The following is a 23,605-nucleotide window of genomic DNA, read 5'->3' as shown; positions in this document are numbered from 1 at the left end:
ATAGATTTTAATGTGAACGTAAGATTCGGCTCAAAAATAGTTGAGTTCGTTCGTGCTGTGGCTCTGTAAAGAAATGCTCAGGATTGCCTTCTTCTAAGATTTGCCCGCCATCCATAAAAATAACGCGGTCGGCTACTTGACGAGCAAAACCCATTTCGTGGGTTACTACAACCATCGTAATGCCTTCTTTGGCTAAATCAATCATTACATCAAGTACTTCCTGAATCATTTCAGGATCAAGAGCGGACGTGGGTTCGTCAAACAACATAATCTGGGGCCTCATGTTGAGGGCGCGGGCGATTGCTACACGCTGCTGCTGACCGCCGGAAAGCTGTGATGGATAAGCAGAAGCCTTTTCTTTCAAGCCAACGCGATCGAGAAAATCGAGACCTGTTTCTGTTGCCTCTTCCTTGCTGATTCCTTTGATCAAAGTTGGCGCTAGCGTCAGATTTTCTAAAACGGTTTTATGCGGATACAAATTGAATTGTTGAAATACCATGGCTACAGATTCTCGTACCTTGCGCACTGGCGCTTTCGGATCGGTGATTGTTACGCCGTCGATGGTAATGGAGCCGGAAGTAGGTGTTTCCAAGAGGTTCATCGAGCGAATTAAAGTGCTTTTACCTGAGCCACTTGGGCCGATTACGACTAGCTTCTCGCCATTTTTTACTTCTAAGTGAATGTTTTTTAATACATGGTTTGTGCCAAAATACTTTTCTACCCCATCTAATAGAATCATCATATCACCTCCCTGTAGCAACATAAAAAGACAAAACGACTCTTCTGCAAGCAGAAGAGTCGTCATTGACTCCAAGACAAGAAGACTCACTTACGGTTCTGTAAGTGAGTCTTCTTTGACTCGAAAATGTAATTTTGTATACCTATTATAGACGAAACGACTAAAAATTTCAATAGACTAGATGTAAGACTTTTATATCACTTATTATGCTTTTTTATGATAGATGCAAGACGTTCGATACCTTCCTTGATTTTTTCTGGCGGCATACCAGAATAATTCAGGCGGAAGTGATTGCGTTCATTTTGATCAGGGAAGAAGATGTGACCAGGAACAAAAGCTACTTTATTTTCTAGGCAATCTTGTAGTAAGTCCTTTGAATCCATCTGTTTGGGTAGCGTAACCCAAGTGAAGAGTCCTCCTTCGGGATGTGTAAAGGTCACATTTTCCGGGAACGTTTCTGCCATCGTTTTTAACATGATATCGCGACGACTGCCATAGAGGGCAATGATTTTTTCAATATGTTTTTCAATATCGTAAAGCTCCAGATATTTAGCAACTTGCAACTGACAGAATGACGAGGAGTGAAGATCAGCTGCTTGTTTGACTGTGGCAAACTTAGCAATAATGGCCGGATCGGCGGCAACCCAGGCAATTCGCATGCCAGGACAGAAGATTTTGGAGAAAGTGCCGACAAAAATAACCAGACCTGCCTTATCGAGAGACTTTAAGGATGGCGGCAGAGTTCCTTCAAAACGAAGTTCGCCGTAGGGGTTGTCTTCGACAATCGGAATATTGTATTTTGCGGATAAATCGACTAGGGCGTGGCGGCGTTCTACAGACCAAGTGCGCCCTGTTGGATTTTGAAAATCAGGGATAACATAGATGAATTTTACATTTTGAGTAGCTTTTAAAATTTTTTCTAATTCCTCGGGAATCATGCCTTGTTCATCAGTGGGAACACCGATAATCTTGGGCGCATAAGGCGAAAATGCGCTAAGAGCCGCCATGTAAGTCGGGCTTTCGCACAAAATCACATCGCCAGAGTTAATGAAAATACGAGCGGCAAAATCAAGAGCTTGCTGCGAGCCGCTCGTAATTAGGAGATTGTCAGCATTGAGTTTTGTGCAAAACTTTTCATTAAGCCGTGCGGCGATTTGTTCGCGCAATTTAGGAAAGCCTTGGGTGGACGAGTACTGAAGGGCTTGGACGCTCGATTCTTTCAGCATTACTTCAGTAGCATGGGCTACTTCTTCTACGGGAAATACTTCGGCGGCAGGGAGTCCGCCAGCAAAGGAAATAATGTCAGGACGTTGCGTGAGTTTTAAAATGTCATCAATTTCTTCCGTGTTCATGGAATTGACAGCATGTGAGAAAACAATTGACATAGTATACCTCCTAGAGTGACTGCAATTTACAGTGTTGTGATTTAATAATAGTAGGAAGGAATAGTAATGTAAATATCCAATTGTAATATTGTAAGATACCAATTTCAGCAAAAAGGCGGTTTTGGATTTATGGATATAACCAATTTACTAAGCAACTGGACGGTACAAGTCGATGGAGCTGTACCAATGTATATTCAATTAGCCAATGTTTTTACGGCTAAGATCCAAAATATGACTTTGCAGCCAGGCGATAAATTGCCGCCTGAGCGAGAACTGGCAAAGGCGCTCAACGTAAGCCGAACTACGGCAATTAATGCCTATAAATTGCTAGAAGAGCGAGGATTGGTCCTTACGAAAATCGGCAGTGGAACCTATGTGGCGGCTGTTACGAAGCAGATGGCAGAAACGACTCCTGTCCCCTGGGAGCAGCTATTTACGCCGCAGTATCGTACACCGACATCCTCCATTATTCGCAACCTTGTGGCAATGCCTGCTGGGGGGAATCATATTTCTTTTGCCACAGGAATGCCTGATCCGGCCTTTTATCCTTTGCATATTTTACGGGAAGGACTGGTAAGTTCTGTAGACTCTGTTGATAGAAGCGATTTTGGCTACATGCCGACAGAAGGCTATCCTTCCCTGCGTAAGGCTCTCGCGCTTTGGCAAAAATCCTATGGGATTGAGGCAGAGGATGAAGAAATTCTTATTATATCAGGATCACAGCAAGGGCTGTATCTCATTGTTAAAGCGCTTATTGAACCGCGCGATTTTGTCGTAGTGGAATCGCCTACCTATCTTGGCGCCATTCAAATTCTTGAGTCGGCAGGGGCCCGTATTTTATGTCTGCCGCCAGGGGATTCATTGCGGCTTGATGTGCTAGAAGATTATCTTATTCGCTATCGGCCTAAATTTTTCTATACGATTCCTACTTTTCAAAATCCGACAGGACGTGTTATGTCATTACAAGAACGGCGGGCGCTGCTTGCTTTGGCAGAAAAGCATCACTTAGTTCTGGTTGAAGATGATCCTTACGGCCATCTCTATTACGAGCAAAAGCCGCCATTATCTTTAAAAGCGTTAGATACTTATGGTGGCGTCATTTATTTAAGCACTTTTTCTAAATCGCTGTTTCCTGGTCTGCGCATAGGTTGGTTAACAGCGCCTGCTGCGGTGGTAAATCGGCTGGCCCAGGAAAAACAGTATGTAGATTTACAAAGCAATAATTTATCGCAGAAAGTTTTAACAAGCTATCTTGCTACAGGCGACTTTGAAGCGCACCTGCAAAAAATGCGCGCTATTTATAAGCTGCGTCGTGATGCAATGGCTCAGGCTTTGCAGCGTTATTGCGCGGGCTTTCTTGATTTTCCTATACCGGAAGGGGGATTTTACTTGTGGTGCACTTTAGCGCCGCGCATTTCCGGCAGAGAATTTTGGCAAAGGGCTGCAAGAGCTGGCGTTTCGTTTGTTCCTGGTGAAGCCTTTTATGCTGGCATTGGCGAAAGCCAGCAATTTCGCCTTTGTTTTGTCTCACATGAAGAGGAAATCTTACGAGAAGGGGTAAGGCGGCTCGGGCGAATTCTTGCATCAGGTGATGTTTGGACAGAACCAGCTACAAGCAGCGGCAGTCGTCCATTGATTTGAAAACGGTTTTCATAAGTGGAGAGAAATATGTTATGGAAATAAAAAAGTATTGACTTTTAGGCTTGCCTCTCTTATAATCAATATCAACAAGATATTGTTGTGCAGAGGGAGTAACCTTTACAGCATAGTCGTCAATACGGTGCAATCGCACTCGGCTATGTTGGCATGAATTTTTCGTGTCGGTAAGACTTTGCTTATGTGATTTAGTCATATAAGTGAGGTCTTTTTATTTATATATAGCTAAAATTAGCAAATAACAGGAGGATGACTTATGTCAGAACGACTTACCTTGCATGATGTCTTACGCGAATATGGCACACCGCTGGTCACGTTAGGGGTTCATGCATCAGAAGAAGAATGTCTAAAACTTCGAGAACGACTGCTCGCAATTCGTGATGTTAGCAATGCAAAAGAGCAGGGCTACTTAGAAGTAGCGTGCACTTTTTATATTGATGTGCATGATATTGATCGCTATTTATCGGGAGAATTACCTACACTTGGTGAAATTTACACTTTTCCCGAAGACGTAAAGTCTCATAAGGAGGAATAACATGAAAAAGTTACTACTAATCACATTTATGTTTATGTTTGCATTTCAGTCTATGAGTTTTGCTGCTGTCGGCGGTTCCAAAGGCGGTAGTTCTGCGCCGAAGTCTTCGCCGAGCATGTCTCAGCCAGCACCTAGCTCATCAGGTTCCCTTGCACCGAAAAGTTCAGAAAGTACAAGTTCTGGATACAAGCCATCGGCGCCAGCTAGCAGTTACAGTGACAAAGCACCGGCTGCAGCGGCAAAACCGCAGCAACAAGCGGCTCAACAGCAATCTACAGGCAGCAGTTTCTTGCGTAATGTAGGTCTCTTTGGCGGCGGTATGCTCCTTGGCAGTATGCTTGGTAATATGTTTGGTTTTGGTTCAGCAGGCATGATGTCTGATATTATTGGCATGCTCTTTAATGCTGTGTTTATTGGTTTGGTTTTCATGGCTATTCGTTACGCCTGGAACCGCTATCAAGAAAGCAAGGCAGAAAAAGAACGGAATAACAGACGCTGGCATTAAGCTAGACGTTTGATCATATAGAAAGGCAGGCCGTCGAAGCGCTTCGACGGCCTGCCTAGTTTCTGAGAAAAATAAATCAATCGTCTGTAATGAGTTTGTCTTCTTTAATGATGTGCTGAGCCAGCCAGTCACAGACGAAATCTAGCATTTCTAACAAGTACTCATTCTGGCCATTGTCGATTCGATCAAGGTCGATCGTATCAATTTTGTCTAAAAAATCCTTATGAGTTGCCATTTGGGAAAGGAGTTTTCGATAGCCAATCTTTTTCATGTATTCTTCTTCGGCATGAAAATGATAAATGGTGTACTCTTTGAGCTCTTCTAAAATCGCAATAATATCGTTGTACTTATCGAGAATCAAATCATTGCGTAAAAGCTCATACATGCGGTTGGCGATGTCAAAAAGATGTTTGTGCTGTTCGTCAATTTCAGGTACACCGATGGCGTATTCGTCAGACCATTGAATCATAAAAAAAACTCCTTTATTAGTAATAATTAAAATAGTGTCTTTGTTAATTCGCACTAAAAAATGAAAATCCTGCTAAAGAAATATTAAAATTTTGTTATGATGCTAGATTTTACATACAAATAGAGCATTGACAAAGACAAAAAAGCGTAGTATATTACAGACTATACAATTCATAAAATTTGATTTTGAGAAATGTAATGAAGAAGAAAAGTAAGCAGGCAAAAGCTGCAGAGAGCCAATGGTTGGTGGAAATTGGCGCTGATACCTGTTGAATCCGCTTCGGAACTGCTAGGGACAGAACCTAGTCCGGCATGACGCCGTTATCATCAGCAAAGGTCATAGTAATATGACAAATAAAGGTGGCACCACGTGAGAAACCGCTCTCGTCCTTGACAAACGTCAGGATTGAGAGCTTTTTTTGTTATCCAAAAAGCTGTGCAGCAGTCTTACTTGGCCAGTAAGAGAGTAGAAAAAGCGGAGGGGTAATCATGAAAATTTTAATTTCGGAAAAAATTGCCGATAAAGGCGTGGAAAAACTGGTACAAGAAGGAGCTACGGTTCACGTTCTGCCTAATTTAAGTCGTGAAGAGCTTTTAGCGAAGATTGGTGAATATGACGGATTGATTATTCGCAGTATTACCCAAGTAAATGATGAACTGTTGGAACATGCGCCCAACTTGAAAGTGGTAGGACGGGCTGGCAACGGTGTTGATAATATTGATGTAGAAGCGGCAACGCGTCGCGGCATTATCGTCGTGAATACGCCGGAATCGAATATTGTATCGGCGGCAGAACTAACTATTGGTCTTTTACTGGCTTCTTGCCGTAATATTCCTAGAGCGAATGATCGTGTGCGCGGTGGCAGCTATGATCGCGCCGGTCTTAAAGGGATCGAGCTTCTTGGCAAAACCTTGGCAATTGTCGGGTTTGGCAAAATTGGCTCCTTGGTCGCTACACGTCTTAAGGCTTTTGGTATGCACGTGATTGCCTATGATCCCTATATTAGCGACGCCCGCTTTAAAAAATTCGGCGTAGAGAAAAAGGAAACCCTGGAAGAATTGATGCGAGAAGCTGATATTTTAACAGTGCATACGCCGAAAACGGAAGAAACTCTCGGGATGATCGGCCACGAACAATTTAAAGCAGCGAAACGCGGCCTTCGTGTTGTAAACTGCGCGCGCGGCGGCATTATTGATGAAGCTGCTCTCTTAGAAGCGATGAAAGAAAAGATTGTGGCGAGCGCTGCCATCGATGTTTTGATGAGCGAACCTCATCCTAATACGCCGCTCTTTGATTTTGATAATGTGGTATTCACACCGCATTCTGGTGCTGATACGAAAGAAGCGCAAGATAATGTGGGCGTGACGATTGCGACAGAAGTCATCAGCGCGTTGCGTGGCGAAATTGTACCAAACGCTGTCAATCTTCCGACGATGCCTACTCAAGAATTTGAATCCTATATGGCTTATTTAAAACTAGGCGAAACGATGGGCAAACTCTATTATCAATGGGAAAAAGAAGCCGTTGAAAAAGTAGAAATTACTTATAGCGGCGAAATCGGCTCAGTCGATACGTCAGCCATTTCCTTAGCCGTACTCAAAGGAATTTTAGAGCCTGTCTTAAAAGAAAAAGTCAACTATGTAAATGCTTCACTCCTAGCAGAAAGTCGCGGCATCAGCGTGATCGAAAGCAGAAAATCTTCGTCTGAAAATTACTTGAATCTCCTACAGATTAAAGTGGTTTCCGCCAAGAAAACCTTTACGATTAGCGGCAGTGTTTTTGGCAAAGGAGAAATGCGCATTGTCCAGATTAATGGTTATACCTTCGATCTGATTCCGAAACCTTGCATGTTGATTGCTGAAAATATTGACCGTCCCGGTGTTGTCGGGAACTTCGGTACTTTGCTCGGGAAAAATAATGTTAATATTGCTACCATGCAGTTAGGGCTAAGCGAAGAAGAAGCGCATGCCATGATGATCATGACAGTGGATTCACCGGTAGCGACAGAAACAGTAGAACTTTTAGGTCAAGTAGACGGTATTTTGAAAGTACGGTTTGCGAAAATATAATTCATCTCATAAATCATAGAAATATAAGTTAGAAAAAACCTTCTTGCTACGGCGAGAAGGTTTTTTTATAATGGTGAATATAAACCGTTTTAACGTGAAAAATAGAAAAGCTTCCTTAATAACTAGATAAAAAGAGAATAGGCATTTTATCATGGATAAAAGGATGTGAAAATCTATGTCAAAAGACGCTAAAGCGTATGATTCTGTTTGGAACCTTGCAGCAACTTATCGGCAACTGCCTGCGCTGTTTTACCGAGAACTTTCACCGCAGCCAGTGAGAGGGCCGAAATTAGCTGTCTTCAATGACAAGTTAGCTTTGCTGTTAGGTTTGGATAAAGATGCGTTGCAAAGCCGTGGCGGTGTAGCCGTTCTTGCGGGTAATGAAATTCCTCCTGGCGCCAAGCCTTTGGCACAGGCTTATGCCGGCCATCAGTTTGGTCATTTTACGATGCTTGGCGATGGGCGCGCAGTGCTGCTAGGTGAGCAAGTTACGCCGTCAGGTGAGGTTTTTGATGTGCAGCTAAAAGGCTCGGGGCTAACTCCCTTTTCACGCGGCGGTGATGGTCGGGCCGCGCTTGGCCCGATGTTGCGCGAATATATCATTAGCGAAGCGATGCAGGGTCTAAAGATTCCTACGACGCGAAGCTTAGCTGTTGTGACTACCGGGGAACCTATCATGAGAGAAACGGCTTTGCCTGGCGCTGTTTTAACACGGATTGCTGCCAGCCATATTCGCGTCGGGACTTTTGAATATGCGGCAAACTGGGGAACAAAAGCGGATCTAAAAGCTCTAGCTGATTATACCCTTAAGCGTCATTTTCGTGAAGCCCTTGAATCAGAGGCGGGGCAAAAAGAGCCTTATCTTACTTTATTGCGCGAAATGGGAAAACGGCAGGCGTGGCTCATTGCGAGGTGGCAGCTTGTCGGCTTTATTCACGGCGTTATGAATACAGACAATATGGCTATAAGCGGCGAAACCATTGATTACGGCCCTTGCGCCTTTATGGATCGCTATGACGAAGCAACTGTATTTAGTTCAATTGACCGAAATGGACGGTACGCCTATGGTAATCAACCGAAAATTGGCGCTTGGAATCTTGCTCGTTTTGCTGAGTCGTTGTTGCCGCTGCTCCATGATGATGAAGCGCAGGCAGTAGAAGCAGCACATACCATATTAGCTGACTTCGCTGTTTGGATTGAGACAGCCTGGTTCCAAGGCGTGCGAGAAAAGCTTGGCCTATTTCCGGTACAGGATGGCGAGGGGGAAGAAGCCAACGATCTGATGCTGATCCAAGACCTCCTTGGCCTCATGAAATATCGTCAGGCTGATTATACCAATACTTTCCGTGGACTTACGCTCGGAAATCTCTCCGATCCATCGATCACTGCTTTAGCGAATGACAAAGACTTTGCCGACTGGCATAGTCGCTGGCAAACTCGTTTGTCGAAGCAGGGAGCAGGAGAGGAGGCAGTTCAGGCTTTGATGAAACAAGCTAATCCTGCTGTCATCCCTCGCAATCATCGTGTCGAGGCAGCACTGGCTGCCGCTGTGGAAGATGGCGACTATTCAGTGATGGACAAGCTTCTCACGGTGCTGCAAGATCCCTATGCCTATACGAAGGAGCAAGAAGAGTATGCAAGTCTTCCTGAATCGTCCAGTATTGTCTATAAAACGTATTGCGGTACGTAAGAGAGTCGATTAAGCGAGTAGATCAGGAAAATGTAATATAAATGCATAAAAGTAGCCCTTTTGTCCTAATGAATCGCAAGAAATTAGGATAAAAGGGCTATATTCTTTTACAAATATTGCCTTAGTTAGACAGGATATCTCTTTTTAAGGGGGAAAAGGAAAGATATAGGGGAGCTGGTGGGCTTTTTAATAATAAATAATGCTATATGTTACTGTAAAACTGACAAAAATGGAAAAGCGAGGTGAAGGGGTGGGAACGTATCAATTTATTGGACATAAAAATCAAGATACTAGCGAAGAACAAAGTTTAAAAGCGCATTTGACTGGAACAGGGCAGCGAGCAGCAATTTTTGGTAAAGCTTTTGGTGAAGAAGAGTTAGCGAGGACTTTAGGGGAATATCATGATATTGGCAAGTACTCTAGAGAGTTTCAATCTTATATCCAATCCGGCGGTGGGAGAAAAGTGGATCATTCTACTGCTGGTTTACAGGAATTCTTTAAGGCACAGCTTGTTGAGGCTGCTTTTTGTGTTGGCGGGCATCATGGTGGCTTGCCTAATAAAGGAACGACGATAGATCCGGTGAGTAGCGGTAGTTTTTTTGCCAAGGCAAAGCGCCAAGACCTTCCTGACTATCAAGATTATTTACAAGAAAATACGCCAATTCCTTCAATTAGAAGGACATCAATTTATCCAAAGGTTTGTCAGGATCTTTTTTCTTGGATGTTTTATACAAGAATGCTTTTTTCTTGTTTAGTGGACGCTGATTTTCTAGATACTGAAGAGTTCATGGGGGATAATGCCACGAAGCGGCAAGGGTTTGCGCCTATTTCTCAATTAAGGGAACGGCTGGATTGTTACATTGAAGAAAACTTTTCCCATCCTGTATCTGAAATTAATAAAAGGCGTTCCGAACTTTTACAGCAATGTCTACTTGCTGGAGATCAGGTAAATGAGAGAATGCAAAATCTCACAGTACCGACAGGCGGTGGAAAAACAATTGCCTCATTGGCCTTTGCCTTGCATGCTGCGGTCAGGCAAAAGAAAGAGCGAGTTATCTATGTTATCCCCTATACTAGTATTATAGAGCAGACAGCGGCTATCTTTCGTAGTATTTTAGGCGATGAAAATGTGGTAGAGCATCATATGAATGTGGATTATGATGCTTCAGAGGGCAGTAGTGGGTATGATTTCAATATGGTGAGAAAGCGGTTAGCAACAGAAAATTGGGATGCACCAGTTATTGTTACAACAAATGTGCAGTTTTTTGAATCATTATTTTCTAATAAAACTTCACGTTGTCGCAAACTCCATCATGTTGCTAATAGTGTCTTGGTTTTTGATGAAGCACAAATGCTGCCAACTGAATTTCTGCGTCCTTGTACTCGGGCGCTTGAAGAGCTAAGTCTTTATTATAATGTAATTACAGTTCTATGTACGGCGACTCAGCCGTCTTTGAATCAGTTTTTTACGCAGCACTCTTTGACGGAAATTTGCAAAGCGATTGATGATAATTATATTTTTTTTCGCCGCACCACGATTGTAAATAGACCAGGAAATATTGAACTTTCTGACTTGGCAGCAGAAATGGCAGGTAAGGCGCAAGCTCTTTGTATTGTTAATACGAAGAAACAGGCGCAAGAGTTGTTTGATTTACTGAAAGGGTATAAATCATCAGGCGTCTATCATTTGTCAACAAATCTTTATCCTGTACATCGAAGTAGGATATTGGAAGAAATAAAACAACGACTGAAAACTGGAGAGTCTTGTCTGGTAGTTGCTACTAGTTTAGTGGAAGCGGGCGTCGATGTGGACTTTCCTGAAGTTTATCGAGAATTAGCAGGGCTTGATAGTATTTTGCAAGCGGCTGGACGGTGTAATCGTGAAGGGAAGCGAGCAAGAGAAGAAAGTCTAGTTCATATATTTACTACGCCAAAGACGAAAAAGAGGCTGCTTCAGGAAATGACAGAAACAGTGCTACGGGAATTTCCAACGGAATTTGACAGTCCAGCAGCGATTACTCGTTACTTTGACTTATTGCATAATCTTAAAGGGAATGGTCTTGATAGGAAAGGCATTTTGCAAATGATTCAAGAAGGAAAATTACCATTTCATGATATTGCCAAGGCCTTTGTTTTAATAGAAACAAAGCAGCAGCCAATTTATATTCCGACAGAAGAAAATAGCGCGATTACCGAACGACTAAGAAATAAGGAACGTAGTCGGGCGTTGTTGCGGACGGCAGGGAAATATATGGTGAATGTTTATTGTGGTGATGCTTATCAGCCTTACGAAAAACTTTGTAATACACAAAAAATCGAGAAGCTGGATGAAGCGCTTAGTATATTGGTTGATTTATCTTTGTATGACGAAGAAAAGGGGTTGCTGTCCAATATTGAAGAGGGACAAGATGTTTTTATGTGAAAAGAAATAGGGCAGGGTGCGCGACCCTGCCCTAAATTTCAATTAGATACATAATAAATTACATGATTTCAACCCACATGATAAATTCATGACAACTTATTATAACAATAAAGTCTAGAGTTGTAAAAGTATGGTTGACAAATTTCTTTTGTAGTATTAATATTTAATTATTACATAATAAATAACATGGAAGTTTTTATTAATTATATTAAAACTGTTTCTTGTTACGGTAAAACTAAATTATTGTAAATGGCTGTAATGCGGACAGTGAATAAAAAGAGATCTCTTTGAACTTCCGTGTTATTTTGTGTAAATACAATTAGCGTATTGAGGTGATAAGATGAGTTTTGGATTTAAAATTGAAGTAGCTGGTGATTATGCGCTATTTTCTCGGCCGGAAATGAAAACGGAGCGTGTTTCCTATGATATGATCACACCTTCCGCTGCTCGAGGTCTGTTAGAAGCAATTTATTGGCATCCTGGGTTAAAGTGGCATATTGATAAGATTTTTGTTTGTAAAGAAATTCAATTTGTCAATATTCGTCGCAATGAAGTGAAAGCAAAGGCTTCAGCAAATAAAATGCGAAGTTTGTTACAGGGATCGTCAGAAGAAGTTTACTTGGTGACGGCCGAAGAAATTCAGCAACGGGCCTCTTTATTGTTGAAAGATGTGAAATATGTTATCGAGGCTCATTTTGAGCTTACTGAATTAGCAAATTCTACTGATAATGTGGGGAAGTTTTGTAATATTTTTAGGCGACGTTTGGAGAAAGGCCAGTTTTATCATCAGCCTTATTTTGGTTGTCGGGAGTTTCCGGTAAAATTCAAGCCAGTTATGGAAGACGAAGTTATTACTGTTTATTCTAATGAGGAAAAAGATTTGGGTTATATGCTTTATGACATGGATTATAGTGATTTAGATAATATCACACCGCAATTTTTTCGCGCAATATTACGAAATGGCGTGTTAGATTTGCGAGATTGTGAGGTGCGTCAATGATTTTACAAGCTTTAGTAAAAGAATATGAAAATTTGCGTACAGAAGGTAAAGTACCAGAACAAGGCTGGAGTTCGGCAAAAGTGAGTTTTGCATTGGAACTTAATTTGGCGGGAGAAATCATTGGTGTTAAGACTCTGAAATTAGAAGAAATTCGCGGTAAAAAAACAGTGGAAATACCTCAGATGTTGGTTGTGCCAGAACAAATCAAAAAGTCATCTGGAATTACTTCGCAATTTTTATGTGAAAACTCTAGCTATTTTTTAGGTATAGATAATAAAGGAAAAGCAGAACGAAGCCAAAAATGTTTTGATGCTGCAGCGGAATTGCATCAAAACATTTTATCAGAAGGGACTTCTGATGCAGCAATTGCTGTTCGCAATTTTTTTAAGACATGGCAGCCGGAACAAGTGGGCGGACATGTTGTTCTGGAACCTTATTTGGAGGAGATCAAAGCAGGTGCGAATCTTGTTTTTATAGTTAACGGTGAATATGTCCATGAAAACGAAGAGATTCGTACTTTGTGGCAGAATGCACCTGCAAATGATGCAGTAATTATGCAATGCCTAGTGACAGGGAAGATGTCGCCAATAGCCAGACTTCATCCATCCATCAAGGGTGTCAGGGGAGCGCAATCGGCAGGAGCATCTTTAGTCTCTTTTAATGCGCCAGCCTATGAATCTTATGGCAGAAACGAAGCTCAAGGACTCAATGCGCCGGTATCTGAATATGCTGCGTTTGCTTATGGAACGGTACTCAATCAGTTTTTAAACGATAAAAAGCATGCGCGCGTTATTGGCGACACGACCGTGATTTATTGGGCGGAAAAAAATAATGAAGTTTGTCAAAATTTAATTCAGGGAATGTTTTTTGGCGGCGATGATACGATTAGCGATGAGCTTTTGGAAGGTATTTTTACTAGGGTCAGCCAAAATCAAGATATTGATTTTTCAGGGATAAAGCTTACTTACGATAATCCTTTCTATGTGCTTGGATTAGCGCCGAATGCGGCAAGGCTTTCTATACGTTTTTTTCTGCGAAGCACTTTTGGTGATATTTTGAAAAATTTATCGGAGCATGCCGAGCGAATGAAGATTATCAAACCAGCATTTGAAAAGTTTTCTCATATTCCGATTGACCGGATTCTACAAGAAACCGTATCAAAGAATGCCAAAGATAAGAGTGCATCGCCGCTACTATCTGGCGCTTTGATACAAGCAATTTTACAGAATAAGCCTTATCCAGTTTCATTGCTGCAAAATATTATGCTTCGTATTCGTGCCGAAGAAGGGCAGGACAAAATTAATTATCGGCGGGCGGCAATTCTTAAAGCTTGTTATTTAAAGAAAAATAGTTGTTTAAACCTAGGGAGGGGTCTCGAAGTGCTAAATGAAGAATTTGGTGAAGTTGAGTATGTGTTAGGGCGATTATTTGCTGTATTGGAGCACATTCAGCAGGCTGCAAACCCTAATATCAATGCTACAATCAAAGACCGCTATTTTGATGCAGCATGCGCAACACCAGCAAAAGTGTTTCCTATTTTGCAGAAGTTAGCAAGTCATCACTTGAGAAAGCTTGAAGTTCCTAAAAAAATTTATTTTGAAAAACAACTTACTCATATCATGGGGAAAATCGAAATGGGACAGCAACCTGTACCAAGATTTTTAGAACTCGAAAAACAAAGCATATTTATATTAGGATATTACCATCAAGTGCAGAAACGGTACGAAAAAAAGGAGGAAAAATAAATGGCTGAAGTAATTAAAAATCGTTATGAATTTGTTATTTTATTTGATGTAGAAAACGGTAACCCCAATGGTGATCCTGATGCGGGGAATATGCCAAGAGTTGACCAAGAGACAGGACATGGTATTATTACGGATGTCTGCTTGAAACGTAAAATCAGAAATTATATTGATGCAGCTTTCGAAGGGGAGTCGGGATACCGTATTTATGTTAAAGATCATGTGCCCTTAGAGAGGAATGACAAAAAGGCATTTGAATATCTGGGTGTGGAAGAAGGAAAGCTTAAGGACGCCAAGAAAAACGATCCAAATCTTGATAAGAAGATCGCAAATTTTATGTGTGAAAACTTTTTTGATGTTCGGACTTTTGGTGCTGTTATGACAACCTTTGTAAAATATGCGCTGAATTGTGGACAAGTACGTGGTCCAGTTCAACTTGGTTTTGCTCGCAGCATTGACCCCATTATGCCGCAGGAAATAGGAATTTCCCGATTGACGGTAGCAACGGAAAAAGAGCTTCAAGAAGATAAGATCACAATGCTTGGTCGAAAGTATATTGTACCTTATGCGCTTTACAAGGTAGAAGGGTATATATCAGCAAATCTCGCTCGCAAAGTAACTGGTTTTAATGAGCAAGATTTAGAGTATCTCTGGAAAAGCATCATTAATATGTTTGAACTGGATCATTCGGCTTCACGCGGCAATATGTCAGTCCGGGAATTGATTGTATTTAAACATGATAGTGAACTTGGTAATGCCCCTGCTTATAAATTATTTGACACTATTTCAGCGAAACGCAAAGATGAAACTATGCCAGCTCGTTCCTATCAAGACTACGAAGTGAATGTTGATACTACGAATTTGCCAACAGGTGTAACTTGCCAGCGGATGATATGATATGTATAACGAAGAAGATTTTCTGATGATTTCCGGCATTCAGCATTTTGCTTTTTGTCGGAGGCAATGGGCCTTGATTCATTTGGAATGTCAATGGCAGGAAAATCTACGAACGATAGAAGGGATGATCATCCATGAAAAGTGCCACGATGAATCTTTTACAGAAAAACGGGCCGATCTTTTAATTAGTCGAGGAATGCGAGTTTTTTCTGCCAGTTTGGGAGCGGTTGGTCAATGTGATGTCGTTGAATTCCGCAAAGGAAAAGAAGGCGCACGACTGTTTGGTAGAGAAGGGTTATGGCAAACTACTCCTATTGAATATAAACGTGGTAAACCAAAGAGCGATGATATTGATGTCTTGCAACTGACGGCACAGGCATTATGTTTAGAGGCGATGCTTTGTTGTGAGGTTGAACAAGGATATCTATACTATGATGAAACTCATCGGCGGGATGAAGTTGTTTTTACGTCAGAACTTAGAGAAAGAGTAAAGGATATTTTTCAAGATATGCATGCTGCCTATCAGCGAGGTATGACACCAAAAGTTAAGCCAACGAAAAAATGTCAGTCATGCTCTCTAAAAGATCTGTGTTTGCCTAAGATTTGCCGAAATGTTTCGGTAAAAGACTATTATCAGCAGCACTTAGGAGATGAATAAATGCGCCATTTACTCAATACTCTATTCGTTTTGACGGAAGATTCCTATTTGGCTTTGGAAAATGAAAATGTTGTGGTTAAGAAAGAGGATGAAACAATAGGACGGTTACCGCTTCTTACCTTGGAAAATATCTTGTATTTTGGCTATAACGGAGCCAGTCCAGCTTTAATGGGAGAATGTGCTAAACGGAAAATAGGTCTTTGTTTTTTGACGCCTAATGGTAGATTCTTAGCACGAGTGACAGGCGCAAGTCAGGGGAATGTGCTGCTAAGAAAAAAACAATATAATATTTCCGATAATTTGACTGAGTCTTGTCTTATTGCAAGAAACTTTATCATTGGTAAAGTGTATAATAGTCGCGTAATTTTAGAACGAGCTAAACGAGATCATCCGCTCAATGTGGATATTTCTTTAATTGAAAGCGCTAGTCGGGAACTAACATTATCGATCAAGGAAAGCCGAAAGTGTACAGATTTGGAAGTTTTGCGCGGTATAGAAGGAAATGCTGCTAAAATTTATTTTTCGGTGTTTGATGAACTTATCTTGCAAAATAAAAAAGAGTTTTCTTTTGACGGACGTTATAAGCGGCCACCAGTTGGACGCGTGAATGCAATGTTATCTTTTGTTTATACACTTCTTTCTCATGACTGTGCGTCGGCGCTGGAAAGTGTAGGCCTTGATGCGTATGTAGGTTTTCTTCATCGTGATCGGCCGGGGCGAGAATCTCTAGCATTGGATTTGATGGAAGAACTACGCAGTATATATGCAGATAGATTTGTTTTGACTCTTATTAACAATCGAATTATAAAACCATCATATTTTCAAGAAAAGGAAAACGGTGTTGTTTGGCTTAATGAACAAGGTCGAAAAACATTGCTCAAAGAGTGGCAGGAAAGAAAGCGTGAGCAGATTACACATCCTTTTTTGCAGGAAAAAGTTTATTGGGGATTGATTCCTTATATTCAGGCTTTGTTACTAGCACGGTCGCTGCGTGGTGATTTAGAAGAATATCCAACATTTTTGTGGAAATGAGGAATGCTATGCTGATATTAGTTACTTATGATGTCAACACGGAAAATGATGATGGCAGACGTCGTTTGCGGAAAGTAGCCAAGTTTTGTGTTAAATATGGTCAACGAGTACAAAATTCTGTGTTTGAGTGCATTTTAGATGAAGCGCAATATCGATTAGTGCAGCATCAACTACAGGACATAATTGATCCAAGCAAAGATAGTCTGCGTTTTTATAATTTAGGAAATAAATATCAAAACAAAACAGAACATTTTGGTGCTAAAGCAAGTTATGAAGCAGAAGGAATGTTGATTTTATAGCTCGCGAAGTAGAATCAAACATAAGTATTTTTATGTGTTTCTATTGAATGAAACATCTCTTAAAAGATAGGTTCGCGAAAATAATGTTGCGAAGTATTGCTATTACTGAATTTTTTGATGGTACTGTCGAGCCTCGCATGAGGCTCGTGGATTGAAATTAATGGTGATGCTACCAATGAAACAGCTCCAGCGTCGAGCCTCGCATGAGGCTCGTGGATTGAAATTTATCGGAGAAGATGGCAATGTAAAGACTAGAAGTCGAGCCTCGCATGAGGCTCGTGGATTGAAATATAGATTACGTTTTTTAAATCACTATACGCCCGGCGTCGAGCCTCGCATGAGGCTCGTGGATTGAAATACCTAGCGAATATCCACCGATTAATCTTGCGACAGGTCGAGCCTCGCATGAGGCTCGTGGATTGAAATAATTACATTGCCATAATTACTTATTTTATATAATCGTCGAGCCTCGCATGAGGCTCGTGGATTGAAATTACAATAAAAACACGTAAAGAAAACACAGGATTAGTCGAGCCTCGCATGAGGCTCGTGGATTGAAATTTTACTTATGCAAACCGTATCCGATTCCTAGGCCGTCGAGCCTCGCATGAGGCTCGTGGATTGAAATCCATTTATAACAAACTCAGCACACGCAGCGCGAAGGGTCGAGCCTCGCATGAGGCTCGTGGATTGAAATAGCAATATTACTGTAGAAAGTGTTATTGAACAGGTGTCGAGCCTCGCATGAGGCTCGTGGATTGAAATCAGAGAATGGAAAAAACTCATCCCAAAATATACCGGTCGAGCCTCGCATGAGGCTCGTGGATTGAAATTGATGATCAAAATTATGTTGTAGTCGATTATACGACGTCGAGCCTCGCATGAGGCTCGTGGATTGAAATTCAAGTGCAAGGACTGTCGCCAGTGTCGGCAGAGGTCGAGCCTCGCATGAGGCTCGTGGATTGAAATATGAAAGAAGTCGAGAAGATGATGGGAACTGAGAGTCGAGCCTCGCATGAGGCTCGTGGATTGAAATCTTCTACAAGTGGAACAATTGTACCTGATTTAAAGTCGAGCCTCGCATGAGGCTCGTGGATTGAAATTTTCCTGCTGGAACATATCTAACGGATACTATGGCGTCGAGCCTCGCATGAGGCTCGTGGATTGAAATGTCAGAAACAACCCGCTCTCTACATCAATACCGAGTCGAGCCTCGCATGAGGCTCGTGGATTGAAATTGTAACGGATGGGAATACGCAAGTAGCAGCAGGAGGTCGAGCCTCGCATGAGGCTCGTGGATTGAAATATCCTATGGCTGTAAATAACAGCAAGTGGGGTATGTCGAGCCTCGCATGAGGCTCGTGGATTGAAATAACGATTAAAGGGTATCGAAACGGCACATTGGTTGTCGAGCCTCGCATGAGGCTCGTGGATTGAAATCTCGTTCGAAATTAGCGGAGGTTTTAGGAAGTTGGTCGAGCCTCGCATGAGGCTCGTGGATTGAAATTTTGAACTGGCTAAAAAGCAGGAAATTGCTACAGTCGAGCCTCGCATGAGGCTCGTGGATTGAAATCGGAAAATTGAAGCTGGTAAACTCAGCCAATAGGTCGAGCCTCGCATGAGGCTCGTGGATTGAAATTTCCTTCACCGTAGATATTAAATTGGGCGTAATGTCGAGCCTCGCATGAGGCTCGTGGATTGAAATATCGATTCTGGTGGTCATTATACGGATGAAGTTGTCGAGCCTCGCATGAGGCTCGTGGATTGAAATATCTCTATCATCACCAGGAATACAACAAACCGACGTCGAGCCTCGCATGAGGCTCGTGGATTGAAATAGCTTTAGCTGGATCATAAGCGCCGCCGCTGGCAGTCGAGCCTCGCATGAGGCTCGTGGATTGAAATTAAGCGTATCGGTTGCTTTATCCTGAGCTGAAATCGTCGAGCCTCGCATGAGGCTCGTGGATTGAAATATCTACTACCAGTGTACCTATAAACTTGTTTAGGTGTCGAGCCTCGCATGAGGCTCGTGGATTGAAATTCACATACTGGCAAAAGGTAGATAAGCCGACAAACGTCGAGCCTCGCATGAGGCTCGTGGATTGAAATCCCGTGTAAATCGTCCGTATGACCTCCGAATACGTCGAGCCTCGCATGAGGCTCGTGGATTGAAATGTCGTTTCCGGCAACACTATCACTCCCTATTTGTCGAGCCTCGCATGAGGCTCGTGGATTGAAATTTCAATAGTCGCAAAGAAATGACCATCGTCTAATGTCGGGCCTCGCATGAGGCTCGTGGATTGAAATACGGCCTATGACCGAGAAAATGCGGAGAGCTTAGTCGAGCCTCGCATGAGGCTCGTGGATTGAAATTTTGGTGGATTGGAGCGAATCAGATGACCGAATGGTCGAGCCTCGCATGAGGCTCGTGGATTGAAATGTATACTCAGGGGAGAAATAGAAGAAGCAACAAGTCGAGCCTCGCATGAGGCTCGTGGATTGAAATATAAGTTAAGCGATAGGTTACAAGTGGTTTACAAAGGTCGAGCCTCGCATGAGGCTCGTGGATTGAAATTACAGCGACCGATGGCATTTATGTATTTTCTTTTAGTCGAGCCTCGCATGAGGCTCGTGGATTGAAATACCAGTTCAAGGGAAATATCAGGAAAATACAGTTGTCGAGCCTCGCATGAGGCTCGTGGATTGAAATACCAATTGATTTACAATACTGAAGTTAAGCAAATGTCGAGCCTCGCATGAGGCTCGTGGATTGAAATTGCTTGGAGTCAAAACGGAAGGCGCCGATCAGGGTCGAGCCTCGCATGAGGCTCGTGGATTGAAATATTGCCGTTGCCGAACTTGCACAGCGCCCTACTTGTCGAGCCTCGCATGAGGCTCGTGGATTGAAATTTGAATTAGCTTTATTTTATAATAATCATTAGCTGTCGAGCCTCGCATGAGGCTCGTGGATTGAAATCCCGCTAAGTATAAATCGTTATTACTTCCTACAGTGTCGAGCCTCGCATGAGGCTCGTGGATTGAAATATAACTACGGATCGTCAAGCGTCCTTCAACAAGGGTCGAGCCTCGCATGAGGCTCGTGGATTGAAATACACGCTTTCTGATGCGATAGTCGGCGCTGATGGGTCGAGCCTCGCATGAGGCTCGTGGATTGAAATAGATTTGGCTAAAAGAACTATACGAATTTTTGTGGTCGAGCCTCGCATGAGGCTCGTGGATTGAAATTTTTATGATTTCTTGCTCTCTCGCACTCATGCCGGTCGAGCCTCGCATGAGGCTCGTGGATTGAAATTAAAGCTAACGGATAGTGTTTGCATACGGAATCAAGTCGAGCCTCGCATGAGGCTCGTGGATTGAAATCTCGAGATTGGCGGCTATGATAATTTTCCTTGTGGTCGAGCCTCGCATGAGGCTCGTGGATTGAAATACTATCGTCCTGCGCAGCGTGAAGCGGGATAACGTCGAGCCTCGCATGAGGCTCGTGGATTGAAATAACGATTAAAGGGTATCGAAACGGAGCGCTAGTTGTCGAGCCTCGCATGAGGCTCGTGGATTGAAATCCCACTGTTTCGAACTTTCTGCCAATAGCTTTTCGTCGAGCCTCGCATGAGGCTCGTGGATTGAAATGTAGACATGGAAACAGACCGAAAAAAGGCAGTAGAGTCGAGCCTCGCATGAGGCTCGTGGATTGAAATAGTCCACGGATGACGGCGTTTCTTATAAGCTTATGTCGAGCCTCGCATGAGGCTCGTGGATTGAAATCGTATGTGGAGTAAACATTACAAGCAAATGTATGGTCGAGCCTCGCATGAGGCTCGTGGATTGAAATCCAATTATCCACGCCATAGCCTACACTCACGCCGCGGTCGAGCCTCGCATGAGGCTCGTGGATTGAAATTCCATGTGTTAATAGTCCCAGGACTAACTTTGAGTCGAGCCTCGCATGAGGCTCGTGGATTGAAATCACAGTTTACGTCACACTCACGCCAGTCACTTGCGTCGAGCCTCGCATGAGGCTCGTGGATTGAAATACCAGTAAAAATAGAATTGGAAGTGATAATATTTGTCGAGCCTCGCATGAGGCTCGTGGATTGAAATTTCCGTAAGCCCACTAAAAGGAACAAAAGGCATTTGTCGAGCCTCGCATGAGGCTCGTGGATTGAAATTAAAAAAAGATGCGATGCAGGATGATATCGATGAGGTCGAGCCTCGCATGAGGCTCGTGGATTGAAATGATTCCAAGTATGCAACAGTGGACGCAGAGACAGGCGTCGAGCCTCGCATGAGGCTCGTGGATTGAAATTCGACTGCGCGCGTAACGAGTACGTGTCTAGCGGTGTCGAGCCTCGCATGAGGCTCGTGGATTGAAATCATTGTTAAAGTCACAGTATTGCTAAGATACTTCGTCGAGCCTCGCATGAGGCTCGTGGATTGAAATGTAACAATCGCAGTATTCGCAGTATCAACTACAGGTCGAGCCTCGCATGAGGCTCGTGGATTGAAATCTAAAGAACAAAGCAAAGCAATGCCTAACAGAACGTCGAGCCTCGCATGAGGCTCGTGGATTGAAATGTTTTGGACACGGAAAAAATCATTCTGGAAAATGGTCGAGCCTCGCATGAGGCTCGTGGATTTTATTTGACTTGTCTTTACTTCTAAAATACAATAGTGTATGAGGGCGATACAAAAACCATGAAAGAGGATTTTTGTATCGCTATTTTTATTAAAATGGTAAATCAATTTGAGGGGCGAAGCGGGATGAATGAAAGAATCGATCAAAAAATCGATCAAAAGACAGCGAAGAATTTAGTTGATTTTCTTTTTAATGAAACTGGTGTTGCTGCCGTAATTTGTAATGAAGAAGGTACGATTATAGCAGCCAAAGATGTCAGCCGAATTGGCAGTGCTCATGCGGGATCAAAGAAAGTTCTTGCAGAAAGAATTCCATATCGCATTGTAACCGCTGAGGATGAAAAACAGTCGGCAGGGGCAAGTAAAATGGGGGTTCATTTTCCAATCATCTATAAAAATGAATGGATTGGCAGTTTTGGTCTGGGCGGTGACCCTGTTTTTACAAAACCATTGGCTAAAATTGCAATTGGTGTTATTTGTCGCGAAATTGAGGCTGATTATAATAAAAAATTGTTATTGGAGCAAGCGCAGCAAGTCAATCAGTCCATTGCCAATATCGTAGCGATTGTTGAAGAATTGAATGCGTCGCAGGAAGATTTAACGGCTACGATGCAAGATGTAGCGCAACTCTCAGATAAAGCAGCGCTTCATGTAAACAATACGGATGATTTTCTTGCTACGATTCAACAAATTGCCGGGCAAACGAACTTGCTTGGTTTAAATGCTGCGATCGAAGCGGCTAGGGCTGGCGAGAATGGTCGCGGCTTTGCCGTAGTAGCGGAAGAAGTTCGTAAACTTTCCGGCCAAAGTCATGAATCGGCCAAAGAGATCAAACAGACGCTTGGCAACTTGAAAGATTCGGTCAAACAAGTTTTTGACTATACGCAGCAGACCGCAAAAATCACGAAAGAACAGGCGAATGCGACCCAATTAATTACGGAAAAAATAATTGACCTCCAAGTAGTGGGAGATAAATTATTGAATATGGCTAAAGCGGAATAAGCTTTAGCCACTGAATTTTTCGAAAGTATACAAAATACAAAATAAAAATCTATTTACAAGATTATGAATAGAATATAATATTAAATACATGAGAAAGAACATTCACAATCACATAAAGGATTCATATCGTACTCTGCCAGGCATGATTACCCATATTTTACGAGAGCAGATTCTTTCTGGTGAACTCAATGGTGGCGTTCAGTTAAAGCAGGAAGAGTTAGCTGTAAAATTTGGTGTCAGTATGAGTGCATTGCGGGAAGCCTTGAAAACTTTAGAGGCGGAAGATCTTGTAAGTTTTTATCCCAATCGCGGTGTTATCGTAAAAGCTTTAACGGCAGAAGAAGCTCAAGAAATTTTTGATATTCGTCTGTTCTTGGAGCTTGGCGCCTTAGAGTTAGCAATTCCGGAACTGACAGAGGAAGATTTTGCTGAAGCTGCGGCGATTCTTAAACAAGCGCAGACGGAAAGTCACACGCAGCAACTGAGTGAGCTAAACTGGCAATTTCACGAAATCTTATATCAGTCGGCAAAACGTCCAACCTTATTAAAACTAATTCGCAACATGCATAATAATGTGGAACGATATATGAGGCTCTATTTATCAATCCTTCAGTATCAATCCAGGTCGCAAGAGGAGCATCAAGCGATGCTGTTAGCCTGCCAGGAAAGAAATATACAGGCGGCGCAGGATATTTTGCGTAAACACATGAAGAATGCTAGTGAGAATTTGATGAAGTATTTAAGCTAAATGTTAGTTTATTTTTTTAATATTCGATTTTCGAAAATCGAATATAAGATACTGAATATTAAAGAATTTATGACTAAAAGAGTACATAGAGGTGCTTTTTACGA

Annotated in this window: 17 protein-coding genes, 1 CRISPR repeat array and 1 other annotated feature; of the genes, 14 read left to right on the top strand and 3 right to left on the bottom strand. The window is 42.4% G+C overall.

Translation table 11 applies throughout. The features are described from left to right. Positions 1–7 precede the first annotated feature (7 nt). Both AC0MXB_RS09785 and AC0MXB_RS09780 read right to left on the bottom strand, forming a co-directional pair. Complete coding sequence (locus AC0MXB_RS09785; protein ID WP_474039741.1) at positions 8–739, bottom strand: amino acid ABC transporter ATP-binding protein; 732 nt, start codon at positions 737–739, stop codon at positions 8–10. Positions 740–936: 197 nt separating this feature from the next. Next, positions 937–2,124, bottom strand: coding sequence for an aminotransferase-like domain-containing protein (locus AC0MXB_RS09780; protein WP_474039483.1), 1,188 nt, complete (start codon positions 2,122–2,124; stop codon positions 937–939). 129 nt (positions 2,125–2,253) lie between these two features. Between AC0MXB_RS09780 and pdxR the strand changes: the two genes are divergently transcribed. From pdxR to AC0MXB_RS09765, 3 genes are all read left to right on the top strand, one after another. Further along, positions 2,254–3,765: a MocR-like pyridoxine biosynthesis transcription factor PdxR gene (gene pdxR, locus AC0MXB_RS09775; protein WP_474039482.1), complete on the top strand. Its 1,512-nt coding sequence runs from the start codon at positions 2,254–2,256 to the stop codon at positions 3,763–3,765. A gap of 271 nt (positions 3,766–4,036) precedes the next feature. Continuing rightward, the gene (locus AC0MXB_RS09770; protein ID WP_474039481.1) at positions 4,037–4,315 is read left to right on the top strand and encodes a hypothetical protein; all 279 of its coding nucleotides are present in this window, start codon (positions 4,037–4,039) and stop codon (positions 4,313–4,315) included. 1 nt (position 4,316) lies between these two features. Then, the gene (locus AC0MXB_RS09765; protein ID WP_474039480.1) at positions 4,317–4,820 is read left to right on the top strand and encodes a hypothetical protein; all 504 of its coding nucleotides are present in this window, start codon (positions 4,317–4,319) and stop codon (positions 4,818–4,820) included. A 76-nt stretch (positions 4,821–4,896) separates the two neighbouring features. On the opposite strand, the gene AC0MXB_RS09760 is transcribed toward AC0MXB_RS09765, so the two are convergent. Further along, a complete protein-coding gene (locus AC0MXB_RS09760) occupies positions 4,897–5,289 on the bottom strand; it encodes a bacteriohemerythrin (RefSeq protein ID WP_474039479.1) in 393 nt (130 codons plus the stop codon). A gap of 188 nt (positions 5,290–5,477) precedes the next feature. Then, positions 5,478–5,683, top strand: a binding site (T-box leader). Positions 5,684–5,777: 94 nt separating this feature from the next. Here AC0MXB_RS09760 and serA point away from each other — a divergent pair. From serA to AC0MXB_RS09705, 11 genes are all read left to right on the top strand, one after another. Further along, a complete protein-coding gene (gene serA, locus AC0MXB_RS09755) occupies positions 5,778–7,358 on the top strand; it encodes a phosphoglycerate dehydrogenase (protein WP_474039478.1) in 1,581 nt (526 codons plus the stop codon). A 175-nt stretch (positions 7,359–7,533) separates the two neighbouring features. Continuing rightward, positions 7,534–9,048, top strand: coding sequence for a protein adenylyltransferase SelO (locus tag AC0MXB_RS09750; RefSeq protein ID WP_474039477.1), 1,515 nt, complete (start codon positions 7,534–7,536; stop codon positions 9,046–9,048). 250 nt (positions 9,049–9,298) lie between these two features. Continuing rightward, positions 9,299–11,470 carry a CRISPR-associated helicase Cas3' gene (gene cas3 / locus AC0MXB_RS09745; protein WP_474039476.1) on the top strand — a complete coding sequence of 724 codons (2,172 nt, stop codon included), beginning with the start codon at positions 9,299–9,301 and terminating at the stop codon, positions 11,468–11,470. 340 nt (positions 11,471–11,810) lie between these two features. Continuing rightward, positions 11,811–12,470: a type I-C CRISPR-associated protein Cas5c gene (cas5c, locus tag AC0MXB_RS09740; RefSeq protein WP_474039475.1), complete on the top strand. Its 660-nt coding sequence runs from the start codon at positions 11,811–11,813 to the stop codon at positions 12,468–12,470. Beyond that, on the top strand, positions 12,467–14,215 hold the full coding sequence (cas8c, locus tag AC0MXB_RS09735; RefSeq protein ID WP_474039474.1) for a type I-C CRISPR-associated protein Cas8c/Csd1: 1,749 nt from the start codon (positions 12,467–12,469) through the stop codon (positions 14,213–14,215). Before cas5c ends, cas8c begins: the two co-directional genes overlap by 4 nt. Then, the gene (cas7c, locus tag AC0MXB_RS09730; protein ID WP_474039473.1) at positions 14,216–15,109 is read left to right on the top strand and encodes a type I-C CRISPR-associated protein Cas7/Csd2; all 894 of its coding nucleotides are present in this window, start codon (positions 14,216–14,218) and stop codon (positions 15,107–15,109) included. A gap of 1 nt (position 15,110) precedes the next feature. Next, positions 15,111–15,767 (top strand): CRISPR-associated protein Cas4, encoded by a 657-nt coding sequence (cas4, locus tag AC0MXB_RS09725; RefSeq protein WP_474039472.1) that lies wholly within the window; start codon positions 15,111–15,113, stop codon positions 15,765–15,767. Beyond that, positions 15,768–16,799: a type I-C CRISPR-associated endonuclease Cas1c gene (cas1c, locus tag AC0MXB_RS09720; protein ID WP_474039471.1), complete on the top strand. Its 1,032-nt coding sequence runs from the start codon at positions 15,768–15,770 to the stop codon at positions 16,797–16,799. A gap of 8 nt (positions 16,800–16,807) precedes the next feature. Then, on the top strand, positions 16,808–17,098 hold the full coding sequence (cas2, locus tag AC0MXB_RS09715; protein ID WP_474039470.1) for a CRISPR-associated endonuclease Cas2: 291 nt from the start codon (positions 16,808–16,810) through the stop codon (positions 17,096–17,098). Between the two features lie 125 nt (positions 17,099–17,223). Continuing rightward, positions 17,224–21,758: a CRISPR direct-repeat array (repeat unit 33 nt; unit sequence GTCGAGCCTCGCATGAGGCTCGTGGATTGAAAT). 119 nt (positions 21,759–21,877) lie between these two features. Then, complete coding sequence (locus AC0MXB_RS09710) at positions 21,878–22,753, top strand: methyl-accepting chemotaxis protein (RefSeq protein WP_474039469.1); 876 nt, start codon at positions 21,878–21,880, stop codon at positions 22,751–22,753. A gap of 88 nt (positions 22,754–22,841) precedes the next feature. Beyond that, positions 22,842–23,501, top strand: a complete 660-nt coding sequence (locus tag AC0MXB_RS09705) for a GntR family transcriptional regulator (protein WP_474039468.1) — start codon at positions 22,842–22,844, stop codon at positions 23,499–23,501. The last annotated feature ends 104 nt before the right edge of the window (positions 23,502–23,605 follow it).

The sequence above is a fragment of the Pelorhabdus sp. sgz311001 genome (genome assembly GCF_055901755.1).
Note: the sequence above shows the minus strand (reverse complement) of the source record. Positions and strands in the feature narration are given on the sequence as shown.